Annotated in this window: 23 protein-coding genes; 7 read left to right on the top strand and 16 right to left on the bottom strand. The window is 52.8% G+C overall.

The window, feature by feature from the left end; translation table 11 throughout:
* Positions 1–11: 11 nt before the first annotated feature.
* Positions 12–911, bottom strand: coding sequence for a (2E,6E)-farnesyl diphosphate synthase (ispA, locus tag AC2LB6_RS08350; RefSeq protein WP_490093154.1), 900 nt, complete (start codon positions 909–911; stop codon positions 12–14).
* A complete protein-coding gene (xseB, locus tag AC2LB6_RS08345) occupies positions 911–1,153 on the bottom strand; it encodes an exodeoxyribonuclease VII small subunit (protein WP_013356982.1) in 243 nt (80 codons plus the stop codon). The genes ispA and xseB overlap by 1 nt, the downstream gene beginning before the upstream one ends.
* A gap of 232 nt (positions 1,154–1,385) precedes the next feature.
* Between xseB and thiI the strand changes: the two genes are divergently transcribed.
* The gene (gene thiI / locus AC2LB6_RS08340) at positions 1,386–2,834 is read left to right on the top strand and encodes a tRNA uracil 4-sulfurtransferase ThiI (RefSeq protein ID WP_490093153.1); all 1,449 of its coding nucleotides are present in this window, start codon (positions 1,386–1,388) and stop codon (positions 2,832–2,834) included.
* 66 nt (positions 2,835–2,900) lie between these two features.
* Here the strand turns inward: thiI and yajL are convergent, their stop codons facing one another.
* Together yajL and panE are read right to left on the bottom strand one after the other, a co-directional pair.
* Positions 2,901–3,497, bottom strand: a complete 597-nt coding sequence (yajL, locus tag AC2LB6_RS08335) for a protein deglycase YajL (protein WP_490093152.1) — start codon at positions 3,495–3,497, stop codon at positions 2,901–2,903.
* Positions 3,451–4,371 carry a 2-dehydropantoate 2-reductase gene (gene panE / locus AC2LB6_RS08330; RefSeq protein ID WP_490093151.1) on the bottom strand — a complete coding sequence of 307 codons (921 nt, stop codon included), beginning with the start codon at positions 4,369–4,371 and terminating at the stop codon, positions 3,451–3,453. The genes yajL and panE overlap by 47 nt, the downstream gene beginning before the upstream one ends.
* A 135-nt stretch (positions 4,372–4,506) precedes the next feature.
* Between panE and AC2LB6_RS08325 the strand changes: the two genes are divergently transcribed.
* Complete coding sequence (locus AC2LB6_RS08325) at positions 4,507–4,998, top strand: YajQ family cyclic di-GMP-binding protein (protein WP_337008071.1); 492 nt, start codon at positions 4,507–4,509, stop codon at positions 4,996–4,998.
* Positions 4,999–5,355: 357 nt separating this feature from the next.
* Here AC2LB6_RS08325 and AC2LB6_RS08320 read toward each other — a convergent pair whose 3' ends face one another.
* The 8 genes from AC2LB6_RS08320 to AC2LB6_RS08285 form a co-directional block, all read right to left on the bottom strand.
* Entirely contained in the window at positions 5,356–6,720 is a 1,365-nt protein-coding gene (locus AC2LB6_RS08320; RefSeq protein ID WP_490093150.1) for an MFS transporter, read from the bottom strand.
* A gap of 132 nt (positions 6,721–6,852) precedes the next feature.
* Positions 6,853–7,740, bottom strand: coding sequence for a heme o synthase (gene cyoE / locus AC2LB6_RS08315; protein ID WP_090963256.1), 888 nt, complete (start codon positions 7,738–7,740; stop codon positions 6,853–6,855).
* A gap of 13 nt (positions 7,741–7,753) precedes the next feature.
* Positions 7,754–8,083, bottom strand: a complete 330-nt coding sequence (locus AC2LB6_RS08310) for a cytochrome o ubiquinol oxidase subunit IV (protein WP_008924889.1) — start codon at positions 8,081–8,083, stop codon at positions 7,754–7,756.
* The gene (locus tag AC2LB6_RS08305) at positions 8,083–8,700 is read right to left on the bottom strand and encodes a cytochrome o ubiquinol oxidase subunit III (protein ID WP_490093149.1); all 618 of its coding nucleotides are present in this window, start codon (positions 8,698–8,700) and stop codon (positions 8,083–8,085) included. Before AC2LB6_RS08305 ends, AC2LB6_RS08310 begins: the two co-directional genes overlap by 1 nt.
* Positions 8,700–10,682: a cytochrome o ubiquinol oxidase subunit I gene (gene cyoB, locus AC2LB6_RS08300; protein WP_490093148.1), complete on the bottom strand. Its 1,983-nt coding sequence runs from the start codon at positions 10,680–10,682 to the stop codon at positions 8,700–8,702. Before cyoB ends, AC2LB6_RS08305 begins: the two co-directional genes overlap by 1 nt.
* A 4-nt stretch (positions 10,683–10,686) precedes the next feature.
* Positions 10,687–11,613 carry a cytochrome o ubiquinol oxidase subunit II gene (gene cyoA, locus AC2LB6_RS08295; RefSeq protein WP_490093147.1) on the bottom strand — a complete coding sequence of 309 codons (927 nt, stop codon included), beginning with the start codon at positions 11,611–11,613 and terminating at the stop codon, positions 10,687–10,689.
* A gap of 444 nt (positions 11,614–12,057) precedes the next feature.
* Positions 12,058–13,548, bottom strand: a complete 1,491-nt coding sequence (ampG, locus tag AC2LB6_RS08290) for a muropeptide MFS transporter AmpG (protein WP_490093146.1) — start codon at positions 13,546–13,548, stop codon at positions 12,058–12,060.
* Between the two features lie 57 nt (positions 13,549–13,605).
* On the bottom strand, positions 13,606–14,184 hold the full coding sequence (locus tag AC2LB6_RS08285) for a lipoprotein (protein ID WP_490093145.1): 579 nt from the start codon (positions 14,182–14,184) through the stop codon (positions 13,606–13,608).
* A gap of 286 nt (positions 14,185–14,470) precedes the next feature.
* Between AC2LB6_RS08285 and bolA the strand changes: the two genes are divergently transcribed.
* Complete coding sequence (bolA, locus tag AC2LB6_RS08280; protein ID WP_490093144.1) at positions 14,471–14,785, top strand: transcriptional regulator BolA; 315 nt, start codon at positions 14,471–14,473, stop codon at positions 14,783–14,785.
* A 619-nt stretch (positions 14,786–15,404) separates the two neighbouring features.
* On the top strand, positions 15,405–17,246 hold the full coding sequence (locus AC2LB6_RS08275; RefSeq protein ID WP_490093143.1) for a TonB-dependent copper receptor: 1,842 nt from the start codon (positions 15,405–15,407) through the stop codon (positions 17,244–17,246).
* Between the two features lie 225 nt (positions 17,247–17,471).
* On the opposite strand, the gene AC2LB6_RS08270 is transcribed toward AC2LB6_RS08275, so the two are convergent.
* From AC2LB6_RS08270 to AC2LB6_RS08260, 3 genes are all read right to left on the bottom strand, one after another.
* Entirely contained in the window at positions 17,472–18,158 is a 687-nt protein-coding gene (locus AC2LB6_RS08270; RefSeq protein ID WP_490093142.1) for a LuxR C-terminal-related transcriptional regulator, read from the bottom strand.
* Between the two features lie 83 nt (positions 18,159–18,241).
* Positions 18,242–21,586, bottom strand: a complete 3,345-nt coding sequence (locus tag AC2LB6_RS08265) for an ATP-binding protein (protein WP_490093141.1) — start codon at positions 21,584–21,586, stop codon at positions 18,242–18,244.
* Between the two features lie 13 nt (positions 21,587–21,599).
* Positions 21,600–22,199 (bottom strand): response regulator, encoded by a 600-nt coding sequence (locus AC2LB6_RS08260; protein WP_490093140.1) that lies wholly within the window; start codon positions 22,197–22,199, stop codon positions 21,600–21,602.
* A 533-nt stretch (positions 22,200–22,732) separates the two neighbouring features.
* On the opposite strand from AC2LB6_RS08260, the gene AC2LB6_RS08255 reads away from it, so the two are divergent.
* Together AC2LB6_RS08255 and AC2LB6_RS08250 are read left to right on the top strand one after the other, a co-directional pair.
* Positions 22,733–22,888: a hypothetical protein gene (locus AC2LB6_RS08255; RefSeq protein WP_490093139.1), complete on the top strand. Its 156-nt coding sequence runs from the start codon at positions 22,733–22,735 to the stop codon at positions 22,886–22,888.
* Between the two features lie 336 nt (positions 22,889–23,224).
* Positions 23,225–23,389, top strand: coding sequence for a hypothetical protein (locus AC2LB6_RS08250; protein WP_490093138.1), 165 nt, complete (start codon positions 23,225–23,227; stop codon positions 23,387–23,389).
* A 109-nt stretch (positions 23,390–23,498) separates the two neighbouring features.
* Here the strand turns inward: AC2LB6_RS08250 and AC2LB6_RS08245 are convergent, their stop codons facing one another.
* Positions 23,499–24,752 carry a hypothetical protein gene (locus AC2LB6_RS08245; protein WP_490093137.1) on the bottom strand — a complete coding sequence of 418 codons (1,254 nt, stop codon included), beginning with the start codon at positions 24,750–24,752 and terminating at the stop codon, positions 23,499–23,501.
* Positions 24,753–24,861: 109 nt separating this feature from the next.
* Here AC2LB6_RS08245 and AC2LB6_RS08240 point away from each other — a divergent pair, with 109 nt between their 5' ends.
* On the top strand, positions 24,862–25,620 hold the full coding sequence (locus AC2LB6_RS08240; RefSeq protein ID WP_490093136.1) for a prepilin peptidase: 759 nt from the start codon (positions 24,862–24,864) through the stop codon (positions 25,618–25,620).
* Positions 25,621–25,758 lie beyond the last annotated feature (138 nt).

Raw genomic sequence — 25,758 nt, 5'->3', positions numbered from 1 at the left:
CATTATGGAAGTTATTTGTCGCGTTCAATTATGAAGCTCGCCAGCGCCTGCAGTGCTGTAGTGTTATAAGAGTGCGCAGCGAGCAATTCTAAAGCATCAAGAGCTTCCTGATACAAATCCCGCGCTTTGGCACGGGCATTTTCAAGGCCCAATAGTGAAGGATAGGTGCTTTTTCCCAGATCCTGATCGGCTCCCTGACGTTTTCCGATCACCGCCGTATCACCCACGACATCCAGAATGTCGTCCTGCACCTGAAACGCGAGGCCGATAGCCTCTGCGTAGCGGTCGAGCAGCGGTAGCGCTTCGCGGCCTGCCTCGCCAGCCGATAAGGCGCCTAACCGCACGGCTGAGCGGATCAGCGCGCCGGTTTTATGGCGATGAATCTGTTCCAGCTGGTCGAGGTCCACGGATTTGCCTTCCGCCGCTAAATCCAGTGCCTGTCCGCCACACATCCCGGCTACGCCGCTGGCTTTAGCCAGTTCGGAGAGCATCATCAGACGATATTCGGCGCTGACACCGGGCATTGCTTCATCTGCCAGAATAGAGAAGGCCAGCGTCTGCAGGGCGTCGCCCGCCAGGATCGCCGTGTCTTCGCCATATTTAATGTGACAGGTTGGCTGCCCACGACGCAATGCATCATCGTCCATCGCAGGGAGATCGTCATGAATCAGAGAGTACGCATGAATGCATTCAACCGCAGCGGCGGGAGCATCCAGACTCGCCGGGTCGGCGTGGAGCATTTCACCGGTAGCGTAGACCAGAAAAGGACGCAGGCGTTTACCGCCTAATAATGCCCCATAATGCATGGCATTCACCAGAGGAGAACTCTGAAAAGGAAGTGGCTCTATAAAACGCGTCAGCGCGGCGTTCACCTGCTGCTGATAAACGTCGAGTAATCGGGCGAAATCCATTAGTCGTTTTCCGGCGTGAAAGCAGTGAGGTCGGCATCTTTATCATCGTTCAGCAGAATACGGACCCGCTGTTCAGCCTGCTGCAGCGTCTGCTGGCCATTCCGCGCCAGCTGCACGCCGCGCTCAAATTCGTTCAGGGCTTCTTCCAGCGGCAGTTCACCACTTTCCAGACGACTGACAATCTGCTCCAGCTGCTGCAATGACGTTTCAAAGCTGGCTGGCTGTTCGGCTTTTTTCGGCATATTTCGTGTCGACTCACGGTTGGGACATTATCTCGCAATCGGTCATGGTAGCTGAGACCCTATGATTAGCAAAATAATCAATGCGGCGGCTGATGAAGAAGCAGTCACCTGACAAAGGTGATATACTCCCGCGCCTCGGATGCGGTTGCGCCTTGCAGCCCGCAATTTTGTGATTTTACCAGCTAAGTGCTGCCTGTTTTAGCACTTATTTGCCCAACGAAGCTGTGTCGCCATGAAGTTTATCATCAAGTTATTTCCTGAAATCACCATCAAGAGTCCGTCGGTGCGTTTGCGCTTTATCAAGATTCTTGCCAGCAATATCCGCAACGTCCTGAAAACCGTTAGCGACGAAATCGCCGTTGTGCGTCACTGGGATCACATTGAAGTGCGGTCAAAAAATGCGGCGCTGGGAGAGATTATTCCCGATGAGCTCGCGCGCATTCCCGGTATCCATCACGTTTTAGCGGTTGAAGATCGCGAGTACACCGATATTCATCACATCTTTGAACAGACGTTAGCGCAGTATCGCGACAGTCTGGAAGGGAAGAGCTTCTGCGTGCGTGTTAAGCGCCGCGGTAAGCATAGCTTCAGTTCGCAGGATGTGGAGCGCTATGTTGGCGGCGGTCTGAATCAGCATATTGAAAGCGCCCGCGTGCAGCTTAAACATCCGGACGTGACGGTGAATCTTGAAGTTGAAGAGAATCGTCTGACGCTGGTGACTGCGCGCTACGAAGGCCTGGGCGGTTTCCCGATTGGCACGCAGGAAGATGTGCTGTCGCTGATTTCCGGTGGTTTCGACTCCGGCGTCTCCAGCTATATGCTCCTGCGTCGCGGCAGTCGCGTGCATTACTGCTTCTTTAATCTTGGCGGTGCCGCCCATGAAATTGGCGTCCGTCAGGTTGCGCACTATCTGTGGAATCGTTTTGGTCGTTCACACCGCGTACGCTTCGTGGCGATCAATTTTGAGCCGGTAGTGGGTGAGATCCTCGAAAAAGTGGATGACGGTCAGATGGGCGTGGTGCTGAAGCGTATGATGGTTCGCGCCGCCTCGACGATAGCTGAGCGCTACGGCGTGCAGGCGCTGGTCACCGGTGAAGCGGTAGGTCAGGTATCGAGCCAGACGCTGACCAACCTGCGTCTGATTGATAACGCGTCCGATACGCTGATTCTGCGTCCGCTGATCTCTCACGACAAAGAGCACATCATCCGGATTGCTCGTGAGATCGGCACCGAAGATTTCGCCAGCACCATGCCGGAATATTGCGGCGTGATCTCAAAAAGCCCTACCGTGAAGGCTGTAAAAGAGAAGATCGAGGCGGAAGAGCAGCATTTCGACTTCACGATTCTGGATCGGGTCATCGAAGAAGCGACCAACGTTGATATCCGTACCATCGCTGAGCAGACAGAAGAGGAGGTGATGGAAGTTGAGACCGTCGCCCTGCTGAGCGAGAATGACGTGGTGCTGGATATCCGCTCTATCGATGAGCAGGAAGAGAAGCCACTGACGCTGAAAGCCACGGAAGTGAAATCGCTGCCGTTCTACAAACTCAGCACCCAGTTTGGCGATCTCGATCAGAACCGCACCTGGCTACTCTACTGCGATCGCGGTGTGATGAGCCGTCTTCAGGCGCTCTATCTGCATGAGCAGGGCTTTAAGAACGTTAAAGTTTACCGCCCGTAGTCTCGTCTCAGAGCCAGTCAGCACCTGTTCAGGACTGACTGGCTTTCTCGTTTTAAGCCTTAGTATTTAATCCTGATAGTCATAAATGCCTGGAGCCAGCACCAGCTGTGCGGCAACCTCGCGCGCCATCTCTTTTCCTGCCAGTAAATCAATCAGCTTCAGCGCAAAATCCATTGCCGTGCCAGGCCCCTGGCTGGTCAGAAGCTTGACACGCGGATCCCAGACGACACGTCGCTCCATCCATTTATCTGCCGGGATGGTCTCTTTTAAGCCGGGAAAGCCGGTCATGTTGCCAACCGGGAAGAGATCGTGGGGGATCAATACCGTGCCTGCTGCTGCGCATATCGCGGCGACAATCTTCTCATTGAGGTGAAACTGACGCACCGTCTCGACCAGCAGCGGGCTGTCACGGAAGGTTTCAGCCCCTTTCAGGCCACCAGGCAGGACGATGGCGGCGAAATCATTGTCAGCGACTTCGACCAGTGTGACGTCAGCCAGCAGACGAACACCGCGTGAGCAGACGATCTCACGGCTGCCATCGCTTTCGGCGCTGGCGGTAACAACTTTCAGCCCGGCCCGTACCAGCAGGTCGATGGTGGTGACAGCTTCGGTTTCTTCACTGCCATGTGCCAGGCAAACCAGCACCGATGCGTTCGCGGTCATAATGGGACTCCTTGCGTTTTACAATGTCATACAGACGGGTATTCTCCGTCAGCACCATGCCGTGGGTCCGGGCGCGGCGCAGCAGAAAGCCGCTGATATAGTCGATTTCGGTGAGCCGCTGAGCGCGAACGTCCTGTAGCATCGAAGAGGTGTTGGCGGCAGTACTTTCAATCACGTCGAAGATGATGTCCTGCAGGCTGTCGCTGGCAACGTTCTGGCCTTCGCGCTCCATGACCCAGCTGATTTCTTCGCACAGTTGCGCGATCTGCTCTGGATAAGCGCGCAGTGCACCGTTCTGGCACTCATACTCCACGCTGAGAGGATTGATGACGCAGTTGACGGCCAGTTTTCGCCAGCAGGCCGCCCGGATGTTGTCATGCCAGGCTACATCGGGCATCGCATGGTGCAGGATGTCGGCGAGATCGCTGTAAGCAGCGCTTTTGCGGTTACCGGGGCCGATGTGGGTGATGCCACTGGCTATGTGTTTGATGACGGTGCCATCGCGCATCGCCGCATGGGTAGTGACACCGCGCAGCAGTGGCTGAGTCAGCCCTTTCAACTCCTCCAGCGTCCCCATACCATTGTGCAGCAGCAGCACCGGGCAGTTTTTTGGCAGTACGCTTTCCAGATTTTTCACCGCAGGCGAGACCTGCGGAGCTTTGAGCGTGACCAGCAGCAACTGGCTTTCTGCCAGGAACAGCGGATCGTTGGCAATAAAGGTGCGGTTCGAGATGTTGCCCTGAGGATCAACCACATTGGCTGAACAGTAGGGCTGCGGCACACGCAACCATCCCTGCACCTCATGTCCCTGGCGGGCCAGCGCTGTCAGCCAGACCTGACCCAGAGCACCGCAACCTAAAACGGTAATTTTCATGCTGCCTCCCGCTGGCAGGCTATCCATCTATTATTTACTGTCACACCTTTATTATAGCGTCGTGTGCAGCCTGATTTTATTTAGCACCTTAAGACGCGTATTATGCATGTCACTTTAGCGTCAGGAGAAGAAGAGATGCCATCTTTCGATATCGTTTCAGAAGTCGATCTGCAGGAAATTCGCAATGCGGTGGAGAATGCCAACCGTGAAGTGTCTACCCGCTTTGATTTCCGCAACGTGAGCGCCGAGTTTGAGCTCAACGAAAAGAATGAAACCATCAAGATCACCAGCGAGTCTGATTTTCAGGTTAAGCAGCTGGTCGATATTTTGCGTGAGAAGTTGCTGAAGCGCGGGATTGAAGGCGGTGCCTTAGAGGTACCGGAAGAGATTGAACACAGCGGCAAAAGCTGGGCGGTTGATGCCAAACTGAAGAAAGGCATTGAAAGCGACGTGGCGAAGAAGCTGGTGAAGCTGATCAAAGACAGCAAGCTGAAAGTGCAGACCCAGATTCAGGGTGAAGCGTTGCGTGTGACCGGCAAAGCGCGTGATGATTTACAGGGTGCGATGGCGGTCGTTCGCGGCAGCAATCTGGGGCAGCCGTTCCAGTTTAAGAACTTCCGCGACTAAGCGGGGGAGGCTGAGTTTTTTTAGTCTGAATGCTGTGACAAGAGACCCGGCTAAGGCCGGGTTTTTTGTTGTAGTTAAGTCGGGCTATTGCCTTGAAGAGGGGCGAGCATCTGGAGCAGGTTGTGAGTCAATACGCCTGCGAGATCGTGCGCTTGCTCAGGAAGCCTGTGCCTTTCGCAAAGACGCAAAAGCGCCATCCCTGGCGGCTCAGCGCGGGCGATTACGCACCTCATCCCTGAGCCAGCTCGATCCAATAGCGAAAGGGGCTAACGTTATCTGGTCGAGCAAGCTGGTTTCCTCTACACGCAAGATCCCACCGCTAATCGACCAGATTTAACCAGCAGAACCCATTTTAAACTAGCAGCTACCCAGCAGAGCTTCCAGCTCAGGGCGACTGGTTACCTTGCTATCAATTTTGATATACGCGCTTTTCTCTTCCGGCACGATAAACACGGAGTTAACGCCCGGCTGCGCTTTCAGGCGCTGCTCCAGATTCGGCACAGCCAGTGCAGCATCACTCAGCACGATGCGCAGGCTGCTGACATAGGGCGGCTCCTGCATTGTCATGCTGACAAACAGCCAGGCTGCAGCCACCATCGCGCCAACCAGAAATACGGTTTGTGCATCGAAATGACCAAAGACCCAGCCACCCATGCTGCCGCCAACGGCTACACCCAGGAACTGGCTGGTGGAGTAAATTCCCATCGCCGTACCTTTATAGCCTGCGGGCGACTCTTTACTGATCAGCGAAGGCAGAATGGCTTCCATCAGATTGAAGGCGAAGAAGAAGAGCTGAACACCCACTACCAGCGTCCAGAAATGGCCTTCCGCGCCCCACAGCACGATTTCAGCAATGACAATCATCCCGACGCAGCCGACAAAAACGCGCTTCATGCGCCGCTTCACTTCGGCATAAATAATAAATGGCACCACGCCTGCAAAGGCGATTAGCATAGTGGAGAGATAGACTTTCCAGTGCTCGGGGGCCGGGAAACCGGCCTGTTCAAACTGCCCTGGCAAGGCGACAAAGCTCGACATCAGCAGGACGTGCAGGCAGAAAATACCGATATTGAGCTTCACCAGACGCGGGTTAGCCATCACTTTGCGGAAGCTGCCCTTCACCATACCCGATTCACGGTTCAGTACATGATGGGAAGCGGACGGCACCACCAGCAGTGTAATCACGATACCCAGCGACGCCAGAATCGCAATCATCCAGAACAGCGCATGCAGACCCAGCGCATGAGTGACAATCGGGCCGACTACCATCGCAATCGCGAAGGTCACGCCAAAGCTGATGCCGATAAACGCCATCGCTTTGGTACGGTTCTGCTCACGGGTTAAATCAGATAGCAGGGCCATCACGGCAGCGGCTATCGCCCCTGAACCCTGCAGCGCACGGCCCAGAATAATGCCCCAGATGGAGTCGGTGCAGGCAGCGATAATGCTGCCCAGAACAAACAGCAACAGTCCGCCGACGATCAACGGCTTACGGCCGATGCGATCGGAAAGCAGACCAAAAGGAATCTGAAATACTGCCTGGGCAAGGCCATAGATGCCAATCGCCAGACCGATTAAGGTTTCACTTGCGCCCTGTAATGCCATGCCATAAGTGGTCAGTACCGGCAGGACCATAAACATTCCCAGCATGCGCAGGGAAAAGACCGTACCGAGGCCCCATGTGGCGCGCAGCTCCACCGGAGTCATTTTGTTATCGTTCATTCCAACCTCTATTAATGTGCTGCACTTATTCTAGGTGGCGGGGCAGGGCGGGTAAAACAATAGTTTTTAAGCAGTGGTAACAAAAAGAAAGGGCGCGAAAATCGCGCCCTTTTCATGCTGTATCGGTGCCGGTTACCAGACGTAAGTCAGCAAGTCCTTCGAGGCCGGAGCCAGCGAATCTACCGACATCATCACGCTCAGCGCGGTGATAGTCACGATAGAGAAGACGAACACTTTACGTGCCCAGACACGGTCATCCGCAGTTTTGTAACCCGATAACGCCATGCCCAGCCACCAGACGCTGACCGCAGCGGCCACCACCAGATATTTGTAGCCCGCGTAACCTCCCAGCGTCAGCATCAGCGTGGCAATCATAAACGCCAGGATATAGAGCGTAATATGATTCTTAGCCACGGAAATGCCTTTCACCACCGGCAGAACCGGGATGTTCGCTGCCTGATAATCTTTAAAGCGGAAGATCGCAATCGCGTACGAATGCGGCATCTGCCACAGGCTAAAGATCGCCAGCAGGATTAACGCGCCAGCATCAAACTGGTTTGAGACTGCGCAGTAGCCGATAACCGGCGGCGCGGCACCCGACAGACTTCCAATCAGCGTTCCGTAAACGGAATTGCGCTTCATGTAGAGACTGTAGATGCCCACGTACACCACGAAGCCCATCACCGCCAGCCACATGGCCAGCGGATTAGCACCGAAGTAGAGCAACGCAAAGCCAGCAATACCCAGCACAGTCGCATAAACCAGGCTTACTTTCGCGGAGATGAGGCCTTTTACCAGCACCCGATTCCTGGTTCTCTCCATCTTGATGTCAATGTCGCGGTCAATCACGTTGTTGAAAACACAACCCGATGCAACCACCAGTGACACGCCCACCAGGGTGAAGAGAAACAGGGCGTAATCCGTGTTGCCTTTGGAAGCCAACAGGAATCCGCCGATCACAGAAATTAAATTCCCGAAGATAATTCCTGGTTTTGTAACTTGCAGGTATTGCTTAAACATTACGCGTGACTCTTTAGTGAGGCATCATGTTGTAGTTGAGGTTCCACATGATCCACAGTGAGCCTACTACGACAATCAGGATGATGATGGCCGAGAAAACAATGGCTACCATGTTCCAGCCACCCTCAGATTTGCTGTCTAAGTGCAGGAAGTAAACCAGGTGAACCAGCACCTGGATTACCGCACAAACCAGAACAACACCGAGGATAGTACCGTGAGATGCACTGCCATCCATTACCATCCAGAACGGGATTGCCGTCAGGATGATAGAGAGGATGAAGCCGATCATGTAGGACTTCACGCTACCGTGTGAAGCGCCATGTTCGTTAACAGAATGACTCATTACATGGCTCCCATCAGGTAAACAACGGTGAAGACGCAAATCCAGACCACGTCCAGGAAGTGCCAGAACAGGCTCAGACACATGATACGGGTGCGGTTAGTCGCGTTCAGGCCACGTTTGGAAACCTGGAACATCAGAACCAGCATCCAGACCAGACCTGAGGTCACGTGCAGACCGTGGGTACCGACCAGCGTAAAGAAGCCAGACAGGAAGCCACTGCGATCCGGACCAAAGCCTTCAGCAATCAGGTGGTGGAATTCATAGATTTCCATCCCGATGAAGCCCAGACCGAACAGGAAGGTCAGCGCCAGCCAGCCGATAACGGCACCTTTTTGCTCCTTGTTCATGGAGATAACAGCCATACCGTAAGTGATCGAACTCAACAGCAGCAGGGCGGTTTCTACCAGAACAAACGGCAGCTCAAAGATATCTTTACCTGCCGGGCCACCGGCAGTGTTGTTGACCATGACAGCATAGGTCGCAAACAGGGTTGCGAAGATAATGCAGTCACTCATCAGGTAGATCCAGAAGCCAAAGACTTTATTGGCTCCTGCATCGTGATGCCCATGCTCCGCATGGGCGTCGTGGTGATGTTTAATCAGAGTTTCAGTTGACATTATTTCAGACCTGCTTTGCTGATTTCGTCAAAGTGCTGGTTTTCAATCTTCTGAACTTCAGCAACCGGAACGTAGTAATCCACGTCTTCGTCGAAGCTCTTCACGATCCAGGTAACGATCATGCCGAGGAATGAAAGACCAGCCATCCACCAGATATGCCAGATCAGCGCGAAGCCCATTACGGTGGCGAATGCGCAGATGATGATTGCAGCACCGCTGTTTTTCGGCATATGAATCTCTTCATAGGATGCCGGCTGTTTGTACGCTTCGCCTTTCTCTTTCATTTCCCAGAACGCATCACGCTCATGCACATGTGGGATGACAGCAAAGTTATAGAACGGTGGTGGTGAAGAGGTTGCCCACTCCAGCGTACGACCGCCCCACGGGTCACCTGTCACATCACGGTTCTGATCACGGTCACGTACTGAAACGTAGAACATGGTCAGCTGACACAGGATACCCATTGCAATCAGACCAGCACCGACCGCAGCAACCACCAGAAGAGGGTGGAACTGTGGATCAATATCCTGGCTCAGACGACGGGTCATACCCATGAAGCCCAGTGCGTACAGCGGCATAAAGGCAACGAAGAAGCCAATGATCCAGAACCAGAATGCGCGCTTACCCCAGGTTTCGTTCAGAGTGAAGCCGAATGCTTTCGGGAACCAGTAGGTCACGCCCGCCATACAACCGAAGACAACACCACCGATGATAACGTTATGGAAGTGTGCAATCAGGAACAGGCTGTTGTGCAGAATAAAGTCAGCGCCCGGAACGGCCAGCAGTACGCCGGTCATACCCCCTACAGAGAAGGTTACCAGGAAGCCAACGGTCCACAGCATGGCAGAGTGCATCTGAATGCGGCCCTGATACATGGTGAACAGCCAGTTAAAGATTTTAACCCCGGTCGGAATCGCGATGATCATCGTCATGATACCGAAGAAGGCGTTAACGTTGGCACCTGCACCCATGGTGAAGAAGTGGTGCAACCAGACGATAAACGACAGCACGGTAATGGCGATGGTCGCCCACACCAGAGAGGTATAACCAAACAGACGTTTTTTGGAGAAGGTCGCGGTAATTTCTGCGAACACACCAAACACCGGCAGTACCAGGATATACACTTCCGGATGGCCCCAGACCCAGATCAGGTTGACGTACATCATCATGTTCCCGCCCATTTCATTAGTGAAGAAATGGAAGCCGAGATAACGATCAAGGGTCAACAGCGCCAGAGTCACGGTCAGAACCGGGAACGCAGCGATGATCAGGACGTTGGTGCACAGCGCAGTCCAGGTAAAGACCGGCATTTTGAACAGGCTCATGCCCGGTGCGCGCATCTTCAGGATGGTCACGAAGAAGTTAATACCGGTTAAGGTCGTACCAATACCTGAGAGCTGAAGGCTCCAGATCCAGTAATCGACCCCGACCCCGGGACTGTACTCCGCGCCGGAGAGCGGCGGATATGCCAGCCAGCCGGTCTGTGCGAACTCGCCCACACCCAGAGACAGGTTAACCAGGATCACACCGACCGCAGTAAACCAGAAACTCAGGTTGTTCAGGAACGGGAACGCAACGTCACGTGCACCAATCTGCAACGGAACCGCGATGTTCATCAGGCCAACCACGAAAGGCATCGCCACGAAGAAGATCATAATCACGCCATGCGCGGTAAAGATCTGGTCGTAGTGGTGCGGTGGCAGAATGCCCGCTTCACCGGCCGAAGCCATAACCTGCTGGGTACGCATCATAATGGCATCAGCGAAACCACGAATCAGCATGACGAACGCCATGATGATGTACATGATACCCAGGCGTTTGTGGTCGACTGACGTCAGCCATTCAGACCACAGATATTTCCACTTACCAAAATAGGTCAGCGCAGCGACCAGCGCAGCACCACCTATCAGGATAGCGGCAACCGTAACCATGATAATCGGCTCATGGTACGGCACTGCATCAAGTGTTAATTTTCCGAACATCGTATTATTCCTCGGCTCCCGCGGAAGCGGCGTGACTCATGTCCATACCTTCATGCTGTGGCATGTCCATTTTCCCGTGGCTCATCTTGAACTTGTCGATGACTTGCATGAACAGTTTCGGATCAGCTGAAGAGAAATATTCCACCGGGTGATTTTCGCTTGGCACAGCCACTTTCTCTAAATCATCCATAGTAGTCAGCGTGTTAGGGGCTGCTTTAACTTTAGCCACCCACTGCTGGAATTCCGCATCGTCTTTGGTTGCAATGGCTTTAAACTTCATGCCAGAGAAACCACGACCACTGAAGTTCGCAGAGATACCGTCGAAAGTTCCCGGCTCATTCGCAATCAGATGCAGCTTGGTCTGCATACCAGCCATCGCATAAATCTGGCTGCCGAGCGTTGGGATGAAGAAAGAGTTCATGACGGAGTTAGAGGTAATTTTGAAGTTCACCGGAGTATTTGCCGGGAAGGCAATCTGGTTCACAGTCGCAATACCCTGCTCCGGGTAAATGAACAACCATTTCCAGTCCAGTGCAACCACATCGATCTCAACCGGTTTCACATCAGATTGCAGCGGTTTGCTGGGCTCCAGTGCGTGGGTCGATTTCCAGGTCAGTACGCTAAGGAAGAGAATGATCAGGATCGGAATGGTCCAGACCACGGCTTCCACTTTGTTAGAGTGTGACCAGTTAGGGCTGTACTTCGCATTCGTGTTGGATGCCCGATACTTCCAGGCAAACACCACGGCCATCAGGACTGCGGGGATCACGACGATCAACATCAGGCCAAAGGCAGTCAGTATCAGCGAACGTTGCTCCAGTGCAATCTGTCCTTTGGGATTTAACAATGCACTATCGCAGCCACTCATTAATAAAGTGCCTGCAATTAATGACAAAATCCCCAAACTTTTATTGTATTTACTGAGTCTCATTTAACGACCTCAATGACAAAGGGCTCTATTGTCGTTTAAGTGTGCGCGCATTTTACGGGAAGGTTTATGCAGTGTAAACCAGCTTAAGGATGTGTCAGATACGTGTTGACACCTTTTGCTAAGGGTGTCACAGATGTTGCGCCAGGTGACAAAAAATTAACGCAGACAAGCAGTTGCCACCAATATAACAAAAACCAATGGAAGTAACCGTAAAAAAATCAGGGAAAGGAATAACCCTTACTTTTAACCCCCAATTATTTAACAAGTCCGTATCATTTGTGCGATGAAATTTAAACAAAGTAATTGCTCACCGGTTTTTAGTATTTTCATTACACCTCCTCAGGTCATATTGTTATTTTTTAAAAATAACACGCGATGATAAATGACAGCGACTTATCCGGTTGCCGGAAAATAAGCCGCAGCCCGTTAACCTATCGGTTTCGCTTAAGCGTCTGACGCGGGCAGCACCGGCGTTTTCTTCAGCGCCCGGTAGTCCAGCAACACCCCCGCAAGCACCGCCAGTAAGGAGAGGGTCATGCCCAGTTCAAACAGGCGGGTGAGCAGCGATGCCAGCGCAGTCAGTCCCAGTGCAGTGAGTGCCAGCGCCACCAGCCAGAGAGCCAGCACGCCGCATCCTGCTGCAAACAGACGATTAGTCCAGCGATAACCATGAGGATAGTAGCTTCGTGTGAGGAAATTGCCACTCTGCTCGACCTGATTAAGTGTCTGCCGGCAAAAAGCCAGCAGCACCAGGCCCGGCAGACCCGCGAACACCGTAAAGGCATAGAAGGTCGGCCAGCCCCAGAGTTCAACCAGCCAGCCCGCCGCCGGGCCGACATAGACCCGACCAACGGCTGACAGTGCCGAGAGCAGGGCAAACTGCGTCGCTGAAAACGATTTGTTACATAGCGTCATTAACAGCGCGACAAATGCCGCAGTGCCCATTCCGCCGCAGAGGTTTTCCACAAAGACGGCGCTGGCCATGCTCCACAACTGTTTATCGGTCACCGCCAGCAGCCAGTAGCCAAAGTTTGATACTGCCTGCAGCACGCCGAAAATCAGCAGCGCCCGGAACAGGCTCAGGCGCTGCATCAGCACGCCGCCATAGAGCGCCCCAATAATGGTCGCCAGCAGGCCCAGCGTCTTGTTGACCAGGCCAACATCACCGGCATTAAAGCCGACGCCGCGAATCAGAAAGGTGGTGGTCAGCGAGGCGGCAAAGGCATCGCCCAGCTTGTAAAGAATGATCAGGGTAATCAGAAGCCAGGCGTTGTTGCGCTGAAAGAAATCTTTAAGCGGATCGACAACCGCCTGGCGCAACGAATGAGGGGTTGAGATGCGCGTGTCCGGCTCGCTGGCCATTAGCGTCGCGATAATGCCCGGCACCATCATCAATGCCATCAGCCAGTAGGTCGCCTGCCAGCCCAGATAGCGGTCAGCCAGCCACAGAGCCAGCCCGCCTGAAATCAGCATCGCCAGCCGATAACCCAGCACGGTGATCGCCGCACCGCTGCCGCGCTCTTCAGGCGGCAGAATGTCGGTTTTCCAGGCGTCAAAAACGATGTCCTGCGAGGCGGAGCAGAAAGCGATCAGCACCGCCAGCGCGGCCATCAGGGTCAGATCGCGGCCCGGCTGCAGAAAGCCCATCGCAAAAATTGCGCCTACCAGCGCCAGCTGACTAAGCAGTAACCAGCCGCGACGCCGGCCCAGAAAAGGCGGCGTATAACGGTCCATCATCGGCGACCAGAGAAACTTAAAGACGTAGGCCTGGCCGACCAGCGAAAAGAAGCCGATGGTTTTCAGATCGACATTTTCCACTGTCATCCACGCCTGCAACGTGCCCGATGTTAGTGCCAGCGGCAGACCGGAAGCAAAACCGAGGAGCAGTAAGACGGCGGCGTTTTTCTGGCTGAAGAGGCGAAGATAGTGGTTCATGCGGATCCTGCAGATAACAAAAAGCCCTGCGCAAGGCAGGGCAGAGGATAGACGGTATTAACGGGCGTTCTGCTTGATGAAGTCGTTGACGCTGGTGTCCTGTGCCATATCCGCGATCACATCGCTCATGGTGGCGTTCACCGCGTTGGTAATCTTCTGGTTATTAGCGTTGAACGCACCCTCTACGCTGTAAGTCTGGCGGTAGTTTTTAACCTGTTTGTTGCCGTTTTTCGCTGTCGCGATGATCGAAATGTCCGCTTTGGTGGTAATGCTGTAGCGCACATTACCCTGCGTTACGTCGGCATAGAGATTGTTAACCACAATCTGCAGATCGACTGCGCCATTAGGACCAACCATATAGCCGCGAGCGGTCATCTGCTTCTCCAGCACTTCCTGCAGCAGGAAACGCAGATCGCGCGATGGCGTCAGGGTCACTAACTGACCATCACGGTTTACTTTTGCCAGCGCCTGATCTTTACGCTGGTCGGCACCGTTGATGCTGACAGTCACACCCATCAGGCCTGGATCCTGCTGTGGCAACTGAATTTTAGGCTGAATAGTCAGGGTATTATCGCTGGTTGCACAGCCGGCTAAAATGAACGCAGCCAACAGTGGGAATAACAGTTTTTTCAACATACTTTTTCTCGTTGGTGTCAGGGGGTTGGTTTGCAAAAACTGGGGGCATCATAGCATTGCCCGGCAGTGAAAAAAGCCCTGTTGCCGGGGAAATTGTGTCTGAAACCGTTTTAAGCTCCTTCTCTGACAGGTCGGTTTGCTGTTCGTTTCAGCTGCGTTATTATGCGCGCCGAAAGCGGGCTGACATAAAATGCAATATTTAGCGTCAGCTGACGGGTATGCGCACTAAAAGCGACTAAGATTGAATGAGATGGGGCACCGCGCTCGCCATTGAGGAGTAATAGCCATGATCCGCGAACAAATAGAAGAAAAGTTGCGTCTGGCGTTTCAGCCAGCTCATCTGGAAGTGCATGACGAGAGCTACCGGCACAACGTTCCTGCCGGATCCGAAAGTCACTTCAAAGTGGTCATTGTCAGCGACTGCTTTGCGGGTCAGCGATTTCTTGCGCGTCACCGCCTGATTTATGGCGAACTGGCGGCTGAACTCGCGGGCAGCGTCCATGCCTTAGCCTTGCATACATACACCCTGAAAGAGTGGGAAGGGTTGCAGGATACCGTACTGGCTTCGCCTAACTGCCGCGGTGCCGGAACACTCGCCTGATTTGCCTTCTGTGAAACGGTCTGCGGGCCGTTTTATTATATTGCGGCGTTAAGCGACGTCAAAAGCGCGTAAGCAGTGAGGGTGCAGTAAATGGGCCTTTGCTTGCACATGACATCTATTAAAATAAGAGTGAATAAAGCTAAACTCACTATCCGTAACAATCAATATACATTCAGTTCAATCAGAAACTCTCTATTCAGCATCAGAATTTTTATTCAGCTGCTGACTCAGTCATGTTGCGGTTTTTACACTCTGCCGATGTTAATTCACTCTGATAATGTGTCTGAGTATATTTACCTCTGGCGTGATAAGACATTACTGTATTTAAGCCTATCCCGGACTTCCTCTCCTTGTTGTAAAAACCTTACGGCTTATTTAAAATAAATTCCTTACTCAAGCAGAGATATTTCTCTTTCAGACAGAGCTTATTCCCAGGTAACTGGCGTGTATTCTTTTCACACAATCAACAACAATAGTGGACTTAATTTCATCTTGATTACAACGGAATATAATTATGTCTACGATCCCTTTGCACAATATGTGCATCAGGGTAACGCTGCCCCCGTTACTGTTGGCTCTCTCGTGTGCTGCAGCATGTCCGGCGGCGGCAGAGCAGGTAATGACCGTAACCGCGCCGGTAAACAATCCGGGCCATCTGGTGACCTCCACTCAAACGCCGCGCCAGCCTGTTCCGGCCAGTGACGGTGCAGATTTACTGAAAACAATTCCGGGCTTCTCGATATTGCGTAGCGGCGGCAGCAATGGCGATCCTGTATTGCGCGGCATGTTCGGCTCCCGGCTGAATATTCTGAACGATGGCGCCAGTATGCAGGGGGGGTGTGGCTCCAGAATGGATACCCCGACTGCCTACATTACACCAAAAAGTTACGATACGCTGACGGTTGTCAAAGGGCCACAAAGCGTTACCCACGGGCCGATGGCCTCGGCGGGCACGCTGCTGTTTGAGCGTCAGCCCGAGCTGTTCAGTGAGCCGGGGATTAAAGGCTCGGTTAACCTTCTTCAGGGGGCGAATGGTCGCTCAGATCAGAATGTAAATACGGTGTTTGGTAATCGCTCGGGCTATATCCGTTTAGATGGCAACCGTTCGGAGGCGGAGGATTATCGGGACGGCGACGGCAATCGGGTGCCAGGCAAGTGGCGTAAATGGAACAGCGGCGTCACCCTGGGACTGACACCGGATGACGATACGCTGGCTGAACTCAGCGTGGGTGCCAGTGACGGCGAAGCCCGCTATGCGGGACGCATGATGGACGGCAGCCGTTTTGCGCGCAAAAGCGCCGCGCTGAAGCTGGAAAAATATGCATTAAGCGATCACCTGAGAAAAGTCAGTTGGCAAAGTTACTATAACGACACCGACCACATCATGGACAACTACAGTCTGCGCCAGCCTGCTGGGGAAAAACGCAAAAGTGAAGTCGGTGGGGTTACGATGGGAAGCCGGCTGAGCACCGTCTGGGAGTCTGACGCTAACCAGCTAATGACCGGCACCGATGTGATGCGTAAGACTCACCGCAAGAAGAGTGCTGCAGGCTGGCGCGATGATGCGCAGTTTATCCAGGCAGGCATTTTCAGTGAGCTTCAAACTGAATTAAATAATGACAATAAGTTCATCACCGGCGCACGTCTGGATCATGTACAGGTTGACGACAAGCGCTCACCACAGTCCGCATCACGCAGTGACGTGCTGCCCGGTGCCTTTATGCGCTTTGAGCATACGTTGCCGGATGTCCCGCTTACACTCTACAGTGGCGTGGGTTATACCGAACGTTTCCCGGACTACTGGGAATTTTTTTCCGGCAAAGCCGGACAGGCCAGTTTCAAAGAACTGAAAAGCGAAAAAACGCTCCAGTGGGACAATGGTCTGAGCTTTAATGGCGAGAACGTCAGCGCCTGGCTCTCCGCTTATGTCGGACGGATTTCCGACTATATCCTGTTCGATTACAGCCAGACGCCGTCGCAGGCAAGCAACACCAACGCTGTCATTATGGGAGGGGAAACCGGAGCGCGCTGGAAGATTGCACCGAACTGGTTGCTGGAAAGTAGCCTTAATTACGCCTGGGGAGAAAATCGTTCCGACAGTCAGCCGCTGCCGCAGATGCCACCACTGGAAGGACGCGTCATGCTTAATTACCAGCAGGAAGACTGGAGCACAGGCGTGATGTGGCGAGCCGTCGCTCCTCAGCATCGCACCGCTAAGCAAAAAGGGAACGTAACCGGGCAGGACCTGAGCCGCAGCGCAGGGTTTGGTACCCTGGCCTGGAATGCAGATTATAAGTTTAGTCAGCAGCTAAAGATGAGTACGGGTATTGATAACCTGCTTAACAAAGCCTACAGCGAACACCTTAATATGGCCGGTGTCAGCGAATTCGGTTATTCCACTGGTCAGCAGATCGCTGAACCCGGTCGCACGTGGTGGCTGGAAATGGAATATGTTTTCTAGGTGGCGACAGGCAACGCTGTTGCTTTAATTTATCCGGACGTGACCTGGGGCGGTTTTTCCCGCGCCGCCTGCCCCAGGAAAGTTTGATGATCTCCCCCGGTCAGCGTAGGGCAGATAATATGGCAGTCGTTCCTTAGTGCAAAAATCATTCTGCCATACCGCAGTCTCTTAATGGTGAATAAGTCTCTGCTGGTCATGCCGTAAGAAACTTATTAATAGTGATGTTCAAATGGCAATATCAAACGCCTGAGTTTTTGCCAGCACACAATATAGCTGGCAATCGTTACTGACGTTGAGTTTCTCCATAGCTCTCAGCTTATGGGCGCTGACGGTCTTATTACTCAGATTCATCTGCTGAGCGATCTGCGTCAGATTAAGCCCCTGACACATCATCCGCAGCACGTCAATTTCGCGCGGAGATAGCTCCCTGTTGGCTTGATTATTGTTCTGAAACAGGGAGTTCATTAGTTCGCGTTCAATGTAAACCTCATCGTTGATGACTGAACTCAGCGTCCGGCTCAGCGTTTTCTCGCAGGTATCCCGGCTGATATAGGCTTTAGCCCCGGCTTCCAGCGTCATACGGATGAGTTGGGTATTTTTATAAGGAGAAAGGACAATCATTTTTAACTTTGGATACTTGCGGTTGAGCCACTTAATCAGCAGCACGCCATCCATGCCACTAATGGGATTCGGGCCTGGACTGGTAGCCAGCGAGAAGCCAAGAAAAAGAATATCAACAGTCTGCTCAGTTAGCAGTGACATGAGTCCGGAAGGCGAGGCTGTATCCCCTGTGACTTTAATTTCGGGGCGGGAAAAGCTGTCACTGGGCAGGGCCGGCGCATTCATGATCATCGACATAACGCCGCGACGAATAATCGTATGCTCATGAGCGATAGCAATATTGATACTCATAGTGGTTTCTCCGAAATAATGATGGCGCTCTGGATTACGTCGCCTGATGTGAAGAAATATACTGTTCCCACCGAGAGTATTCTTTAGTACTTGTCAGATAATTCCTCTTGCGCGCTGTCCAGGCGTAGCAGGCTCTCCTGCATTAATGCCACGAAACGTTCTGCGATCGTGGAAAGCTGTAACTCATCGACAAGACCCACCCGGAGGAGTTCAGGGAGAGCCTCCATTGCCTGGCAGAAACGGGTTGCTTCTCTCATGGAAAGCAGGCTCCATGATGCCTTGAAACGGTGCGCCAGCTTACTCAGCGCTTCGGCTGAATGGGCGGAACATCTGAGCTGCCGCAGGTCCTGCTCAAGCGCTTCCCGCATCTGATCGCGCATCAGGATAATCACATCATGTTGTCCCTCTGCAAGTTGGTAAAGGCCTGTAAGATCACAGGTCTCCACGAGGGGACTGGCGTGCTGCGTCAGTGCCTGCTGCAGTTCACCTACGGTGAGGGGTTTGCGCAACAGGCCGTCCATGCCGGCATGGCGTGCCCGGTCATTCTCTTCCAGCAGCGCATTGGCGGTGCAGCCAAGCAGAATAGCTGGTGCAGGGGCTAACCCCGCGATATCTCTTACCAGCAGCAATATCGAGAGTTGATAGCCATCTATTTCCGGCATCTGGCAGTCAGTAATCAGTACCTCTACTGGATCGGTAGCCAGTCGGGCAAGGGCATCGCTGGCATTGGTACACTCAATTACTTCCTGTCCCAGTTTTTCCAGCTGCAGTCTCAGCACGGTTAAGTTAGCGGGGTAATCATCGACAATCATGATGCGGCGGCGTGGCAGCGGCGTAGACTCTGATTCGGTGATCACTCTGGCTTGTTCATCGACAGGCTGCAGAGGCAGCGAAACGATCACTTCAGTCCCCTGAGTTGGCACACTGCTCAGGGTGAGTTTACCGGCCATCAGCTCAATTAACTGATAGCAAATTGCAAGTCCAAGTCCGCTGCTTTGCGGCGTGGCAGAATCACACTGGAACCACGGCGCGCCGATTGATGGCATGGCATCTGGCGATATGCCTATTCCGGTATCCGTGATACGTAATTCAAGTTCCTGACCCTCAAGTCTGGCGCTGAACGTCACCTTTCCCTCAGGGGTGTATTTGATGGCGTTACTGAGCAGGTTAGCAATTACCTGGCTAAGCCGGGACTTATCGATATAAAACAGTTGATGGCGAGGAACATCCAGCACGGCCTGCCACTGCAGCATTTTAGCTGAGGCGCTATGAGCGAAGATCTCCTCGTTGGTGTGGAGTAGTTGCCAGAGAGAGTGTTGCGCCAGCTCAAGCCGCAACTCTCCCGCTTCGATGCGAGAGAGGTCAAGAATATCGCCAATCACATCCCGCAGTGAGCCTGCGCTCTGCCATGCCACCATGAGACTATTGCTGCGCTCTTTTTCCAGCTCCAGCAGCCCAAGCAGGGCATTAAGCGGTGTACGGATGTCATGGCTCATACGGGCAAGAAAGTTTGATTTTTCCTGGCTGGCGCGTTCGGCCTGACTAAGCGCAAAATTCAGCGCGGCAGTCAGCTCGGCTTTTTCGCTGATATCAACCCAGCCGCCAATAATACCCTGCGGTCGTCCAACATTATCGGTATAGCTGCACAGCCACCAATAAAGTGTGGCGCTTGCCTGGACGATACGCGTTTCTCCTGTAAGGGGCTCTGGTGAGTTAAGTAGCATCAGTCGTCTGGGGAGAGCGAATTGCTCTGCGAGTTCACTCAGCGGCAGGTTGACAAAGAGGCTGCCTTCTTCCGGCTTGTTCGCCAGAAGCGGGGATTTCACAAACGCATCGTTATAGCGAGTCAGGCGACCAGAGGGATCGCAGACAAACAGCGGCACCGGGACGTTGTTCATGAGTGTTTGCCACAACGACAGGGCGTTGTGCAATGCGAAAGTATCCTGTTCCCGCTGACTGCGCCGACGTTGTACAATCTTCCAGATAACCAGCAGCAGAAGCGCGACACAAAATAAGACCACGGCCAGCACTGCAGCCCACAACGTGCGGTTTAAAGAAGGTTGGCGTTTGTTAAGGGCAGCCAGCGGTTTGGCCCGCTCGCTAAACACGCTGGCGTGCGTTACGGATGCCAGTATTGCGTTGACCCGTTCCATATTAACCGGGTCTGAACTCTCTGCGATAAACCATAATGGCGTACCCCGCAGATCGAGCGGCATAAGCTGCAGTGAGGTATCTTCACGTTGCCGCAGAGCATAGTTCAGCGTATAAGCATCCCCCGCCAGCCCGTTAGCACCTCCCGCGTTAATTAATTCAAAACCCTGAGAAAGCGTCTTCACCAGTACCAGGTTTTCCGACGGCAGCTTCTGCCGCAGTAGAGGAAGGAGGGGGGAATCCTGGAGCACCGCGATGCGCCGATGTTTCAGCGCGGGCAAAACGGCAGGCAGCGCCTGCTGCGTGGGGCTGACCAGACCCCAGGCGAGTTCGTCAAAATTAATCGCGCCTGGAGCTGGCGACGTCTGGCTGGCCACGATCTTTATACGAACTTGCTTACTCTGCGCAAGCGGGGGGAGTGATGCCGGGTTCATCTCAAACGCAAGGCTGAAGTGATTGGCGGGGAACAATTTCGATACGAGATCGTACCAGACGCCGCGAATCTGCCCATCGGCCGTGAGCTGTACAAAAGGGACGGGGGCCAAGGGAAGTACCACCTGTAGCGACAGGCGAGGCGCCTTTTCGCTGGTTGGCGAGTTTCTTGCATTGAATACGGTGCCATTCGGGAGGAGCCATTTCTCCTCAAGCCAGTGTGCATCTTCAGGAACCATGGTCCGAATATGCGCATTGATTTCTTCCAGCGCATCGGTGCGATCGGGCATTGCCCAGGCATAAAAATACAGTGCGGGCAGTTCCTCCTCTGTATCCAGTGACAACGTGGTTGCTGGCGCATGAGCCATCCAGCTGCGCAGAATAAATTCCGGGGCGATAAAGCGGCTGGCTTCGCCACGAATCAGTCGCTGAATATTTTCTTCCGTAGAGGCGTTAGTCGCTGACAGCGAGCAGAATGCTGTGATGTTAATCGGAAGATTGTGAAAGCACAGCGTACCACCAGTACCGTTTTGCAGAGTCACAGAGGCCAGAGAAAAAGTGACAATAGGTTCACTGGCTCGCAAAGCGCTCTCTGGCGGCTGGCTGGCAATGACGATATCAACGATGCCCTGCTTCAGGGCTTTCACACTCTCATCCGCAGAGACAAAACGGTGAACTTCCGGCCTGGGGCTATGAATGAACAGAATTTCGAGTTCATCATCCAGCAGACTGCTGGCTTTATTTTGTGAGACGAACGGCGGCGCAATAATCAAGCCGATCTTCAGCCCAGCCGTCGCGGAAGGCGTGTTGACCAGTATCAGCAGCAGCAGAAGTAGAATCCACACGCCCTGGCGCATGTTAAGTGCTTAGCCCAAGACTCTGAGCAAACTGGAACAACTCAAAGTCGCTTGAGGCGCCGAGCTTGCGCATAGCGCTGATTTTTTGTGTGCTGATGGTTTGCTTAGTGCGCTTAAGCTGACCACTAATCTGGTTCACGGTTAAGCCACGAAGCAGCAGGCGCAGGACTTCGATTTCTCGCTGCGTAAGCTGAACCTCCGTTTTTACGGGGGCCATAAGTCCCTGGCTCGTACTGTGTAAACTCTGAATCAGATTTGTCGACAGACTCGTTTTGTTCAGCACGGCGTGCACGCCGCAGCGGCGCAGTGAGGCAAGGAGTTCAGGGTTGGTTATCATTGTGACAACGACAACCATACTTTCCGGATAACGACGGGTAAGCGTCTGGATCATGGTCAATCCGTCCGGGAAGCGCTCACCGGGCATACTTAAGTCAGTAACGATAATATCCACAGGAGATTGTGCAAGCTTATCCATTACTTCGTCAGCGCTCAGCGCTTCATGAACAATATGATAGCGATCATGGCGTGTTTGCAGGAGGGTACGTAACCCTAATAAATAGACGGGGTGATCATCAGCAATCAGGACGGTTTTTTTCATCATATTTCAGTCATGGAAAGGACATGAGTCCTGAGAGGGAAAGCGTCAGCCGGATTCGGGTTTAACGACGAGTGAATTAGAGCGTAAAGCAAGGTAGATTCCTCTACACCGGTGGCCTCTTTGCCTGTAACGCCAGATACTTTTAAGAAGAATACTATGTCTGCGGCTGAGCGAGAATGGCGCAGAATAAATTAATTAGTCTCTTTTGGCATTCATTCTTTTGGTCATCTCCTGATAAACATGAGATGCATGACATTCATTGATAATCGAAATTCGTCAGGTACTGTCTGGTTGAGAGGCAGGGATACTAATAAGCGATTAACCGCAAACTGGTTAAGACTTTTCCAGCCTATAACGCTTAATATCTGATGAATGATACAGTTATTCCACTGTTTTATTCAAGATGAATGACATACTCTTAAAAGCCGAATGTTCACTGAAATATTACAGAGCGATTATCGCCTGCGATACAGCCAATAATTTGTTTCCTCTGGGGCTGCCTGTTACGGTGACCATTCCTCAAACGGATGACGAGAATGGCAAACAGCACCGCAGCTTTTACGCCGGGTAAGGCTTGTGCGTCAGGCGATAAGGTCTTTTACGGCGGCCACGTTTACCGCTTCCTGAGTATCCATACCGCAGCCAGCCATCGGGCACCGGATGCGGCGCTTAACCTGTTGTCTGCAAATTAATTATTAATTTATTTCTGGCTCTGCTGGCAGGTCTGTTTTTTGATAAAACTGGATTTTATAAGGTAAATATTATGATATCCAATTCTGTGAAAGTTTTGCGCTACGATCGCTTCACGCGCATTCTTCATTGGGTTGTGGCGGTGATCATCATTTATGCGATATGCGTGAGATACATTCTGCATGCGCTGGAAGGAACAAGATGGTTTAACTTCTTCTCTGAATTAAATATGTCGCTGGCCACTATTGCTACGACTGTCATGCTGATGTGTTTGCCTGGCGTTTTTTCCGTCCGTCGATCGACCGGCCTGCAGGTATATCTTTGCGTAAAAACAGAGGATGGCTTTTGTACGCGGGGTGTTTTATCTGACCATTCTTGCCGTGCTGGTGAGCGGGGTCCTGATGCTGCAAAAGGATTATTACCTGTTTGGTCTGCTACATATCACGCGTCCTGTAGACGTTCTGGTCATCAACCCGTTCTATTTTCACGATTCATCGCTATAGCTGCATTGTGTTAGGCATCATTCTGGTGATGCTCGTAGCTGCCGTACTGAAATATACCGTTAGTGGTAAGCCGGAGATCCTGCGGCGTATATTGTAAGCCTTCGGTTTGTTACTGGCGATCAAGAGAGGGAGCGAACGTACTTATCCCGCCGGTGAGTGAAGGATCGCCGGGAAGTCGCATTATGGTCAACAGACAGCACGCCTGTTGACCATTGAGTCGTTGTATCATCAGCTTTTTTTCGAACAGCGGTTCTTCACTTCGGGTGTACCAGTCAATAAATGCTGGCATAAAGGGGACATCACAATGGGCCTCAAGCAGATCGAGAGTACTGATGCTCTGATGTTCTTCGGGAAAAAACGTCTCAGTATTACCCTGCCAGTGCAGCGTGCGTTGCGGCACATCCAGCCGGAAAAAAAGACTGCTGCCGGTAAGAGCAAAGCGGGAAAGTATCATCTCCGTGTTTTTCGCCTGCTGCTGCTGCTGCTGTGTCCGGCGCTTATACTGATGCAGGCAGCCAGCCAGTATCGACGAAAAGACGAGGTAACAGTAAGCCTGCCATATCGCAGGCAGTCGTACTGGCATCAGCTCGAAAAAGATTCCCTCACGCTGCTGGGTAGCCAGTACCACGATCAGGTATTGAAGCAACAGTAACAGGCCTAAGCCGCGTCCTGACAGCATGAATACACTTAACAGCAACAGCATAAGCTGGATAAACAGCATGTTAAGCCCCTGCTGCAGATGCTCAAGTGGAGAAAAAAACAGCCCAAGCTGCAATAATGTATTTGCACCAACCACTATCCATGTCTGCACATTACCCACCGACTGCCGTAGTGAGATGGGAGACTCATCCTGTTCGTTCAGGAAGGGGAGTATGGCCAGTATACCGGCGAGGGTGGATAGCGACCAGTAGAGTAAATGCAGGGTTGAAACGGGGTATCCAGCCATGAGCAGACAAAGGCTGAGTACCGCGCCGCCGCATAAGGTAAACAGGGTAAGCAGCATTACCCATACCAGCTCACGCGCAATCGGGCGATGGCTCAGGGGCTGCCACAGCAGGGGAGCGCTGTAGCGAAAAACGAGTATGGCCAGTGGGTATGCAGTGATTTCGAACAGGGTGAAAAGGCCGACAAGTGCCAGTGGGTGACCAATCCAGAAGTCGATAAAAAGATGCAATAACCCGGTTGTGACAAGCCACACCGGCCAATCACGAACGGAGGTTAACCAAAGTACAGCAAACAGCAGCGAAGTGGGAAACCAGCAGGTTGTAGAAAGACTCCAGACGTCCTGACTCCGCAGACTTAACAGCGCCAGCAGACTATAGAGGCCTGAAAAAAGCATCCAGCTAAAGATAGTGCGGGTCATCAATGTTTTACCCCTGCCGTTATCATATCGTTCATTAAATCGAGCAATATTCGCAGGATACCCGGCTTCTCGCGGGTGTGGTCAGCAAATTCGATTTAACCATTCCTAAATGCTGCGTAAAAAGGAATCTATGCAAATTATTTTCTTTATTTTAACTGGTGCCATATTTGGCAGCTTCAGTAACGTTATCATTTACCGTCTTCCGCGAATACTTAACGGTGAGGCGATGTCGTTATCCTGGCCAGGCTCACATTGCCCGGGCTGTAAACAACCGGTAAAGGTTTATCACAACATTCCGCTGCTAGGCTGGTTACTGCTACGTGGTCGTTGTGCCGGATGCGGCCAGGCCATTTCACTGCGCTACCCTCTGGTCGAGGCCGTGATGGCAATTTTATACGGCACGATTATCTGGCAGCAAGGCGTGACGCCACAAAGCGTCGTTGACCTCTTTATGGTTACAATGCTGGTGCCGCTTTTCTTTATTGATTTGCAGACCATGCTGCTGCCGGACAGGCTCACACTGCCGTTGCTTGTTGCGGCCCTGCTGTTTGCGGCCAGCGGCTACGGCGCCGTGACACTTCCCCAGGCGCTTATTGCGGCAGGTCTGGGATTTGGTGTCCCCTGGCTGCTCTCTCTGTTATTCAGTCTGTTGCGCGGGCATGAGGGAATGGGGCGAGGAGATATGAAGCTGCTGGCGGGATTAGGTGCGTGGCTGGGGCCCCTGCCGCTGCTGGACATTGTGACGGCCTCCAGCTTACTGGCTCTGGTGGCAGCCGTGGTTTTGCTGCGGATTAAACCCGGCTTACCCTTTCCCTTTGGGCCTTATCCTATCATCGCGGCAATAGGCTGGTTGCTGATAGTACGCTGAAATATCAGATAAAAAAAGACACCGGCAGAGCGCTGCCGGTGTCAAAAGAGGGTATTAAAATGTTATATTCCGCCCGTCACGCGGACGGTGTTTATGCCTTTATTGCTCTCTCCAGGCAGGGGCCGTGCCTGGTGCATT

The organism is Pantoea sp. RCC30.1 (assembly GCF_058148845.1).
The sequence above is the reverse complement of the archived record's forward strand: the minus strand, read 5'-3'. Positions and strand labels throughout refer to the sequence as shown.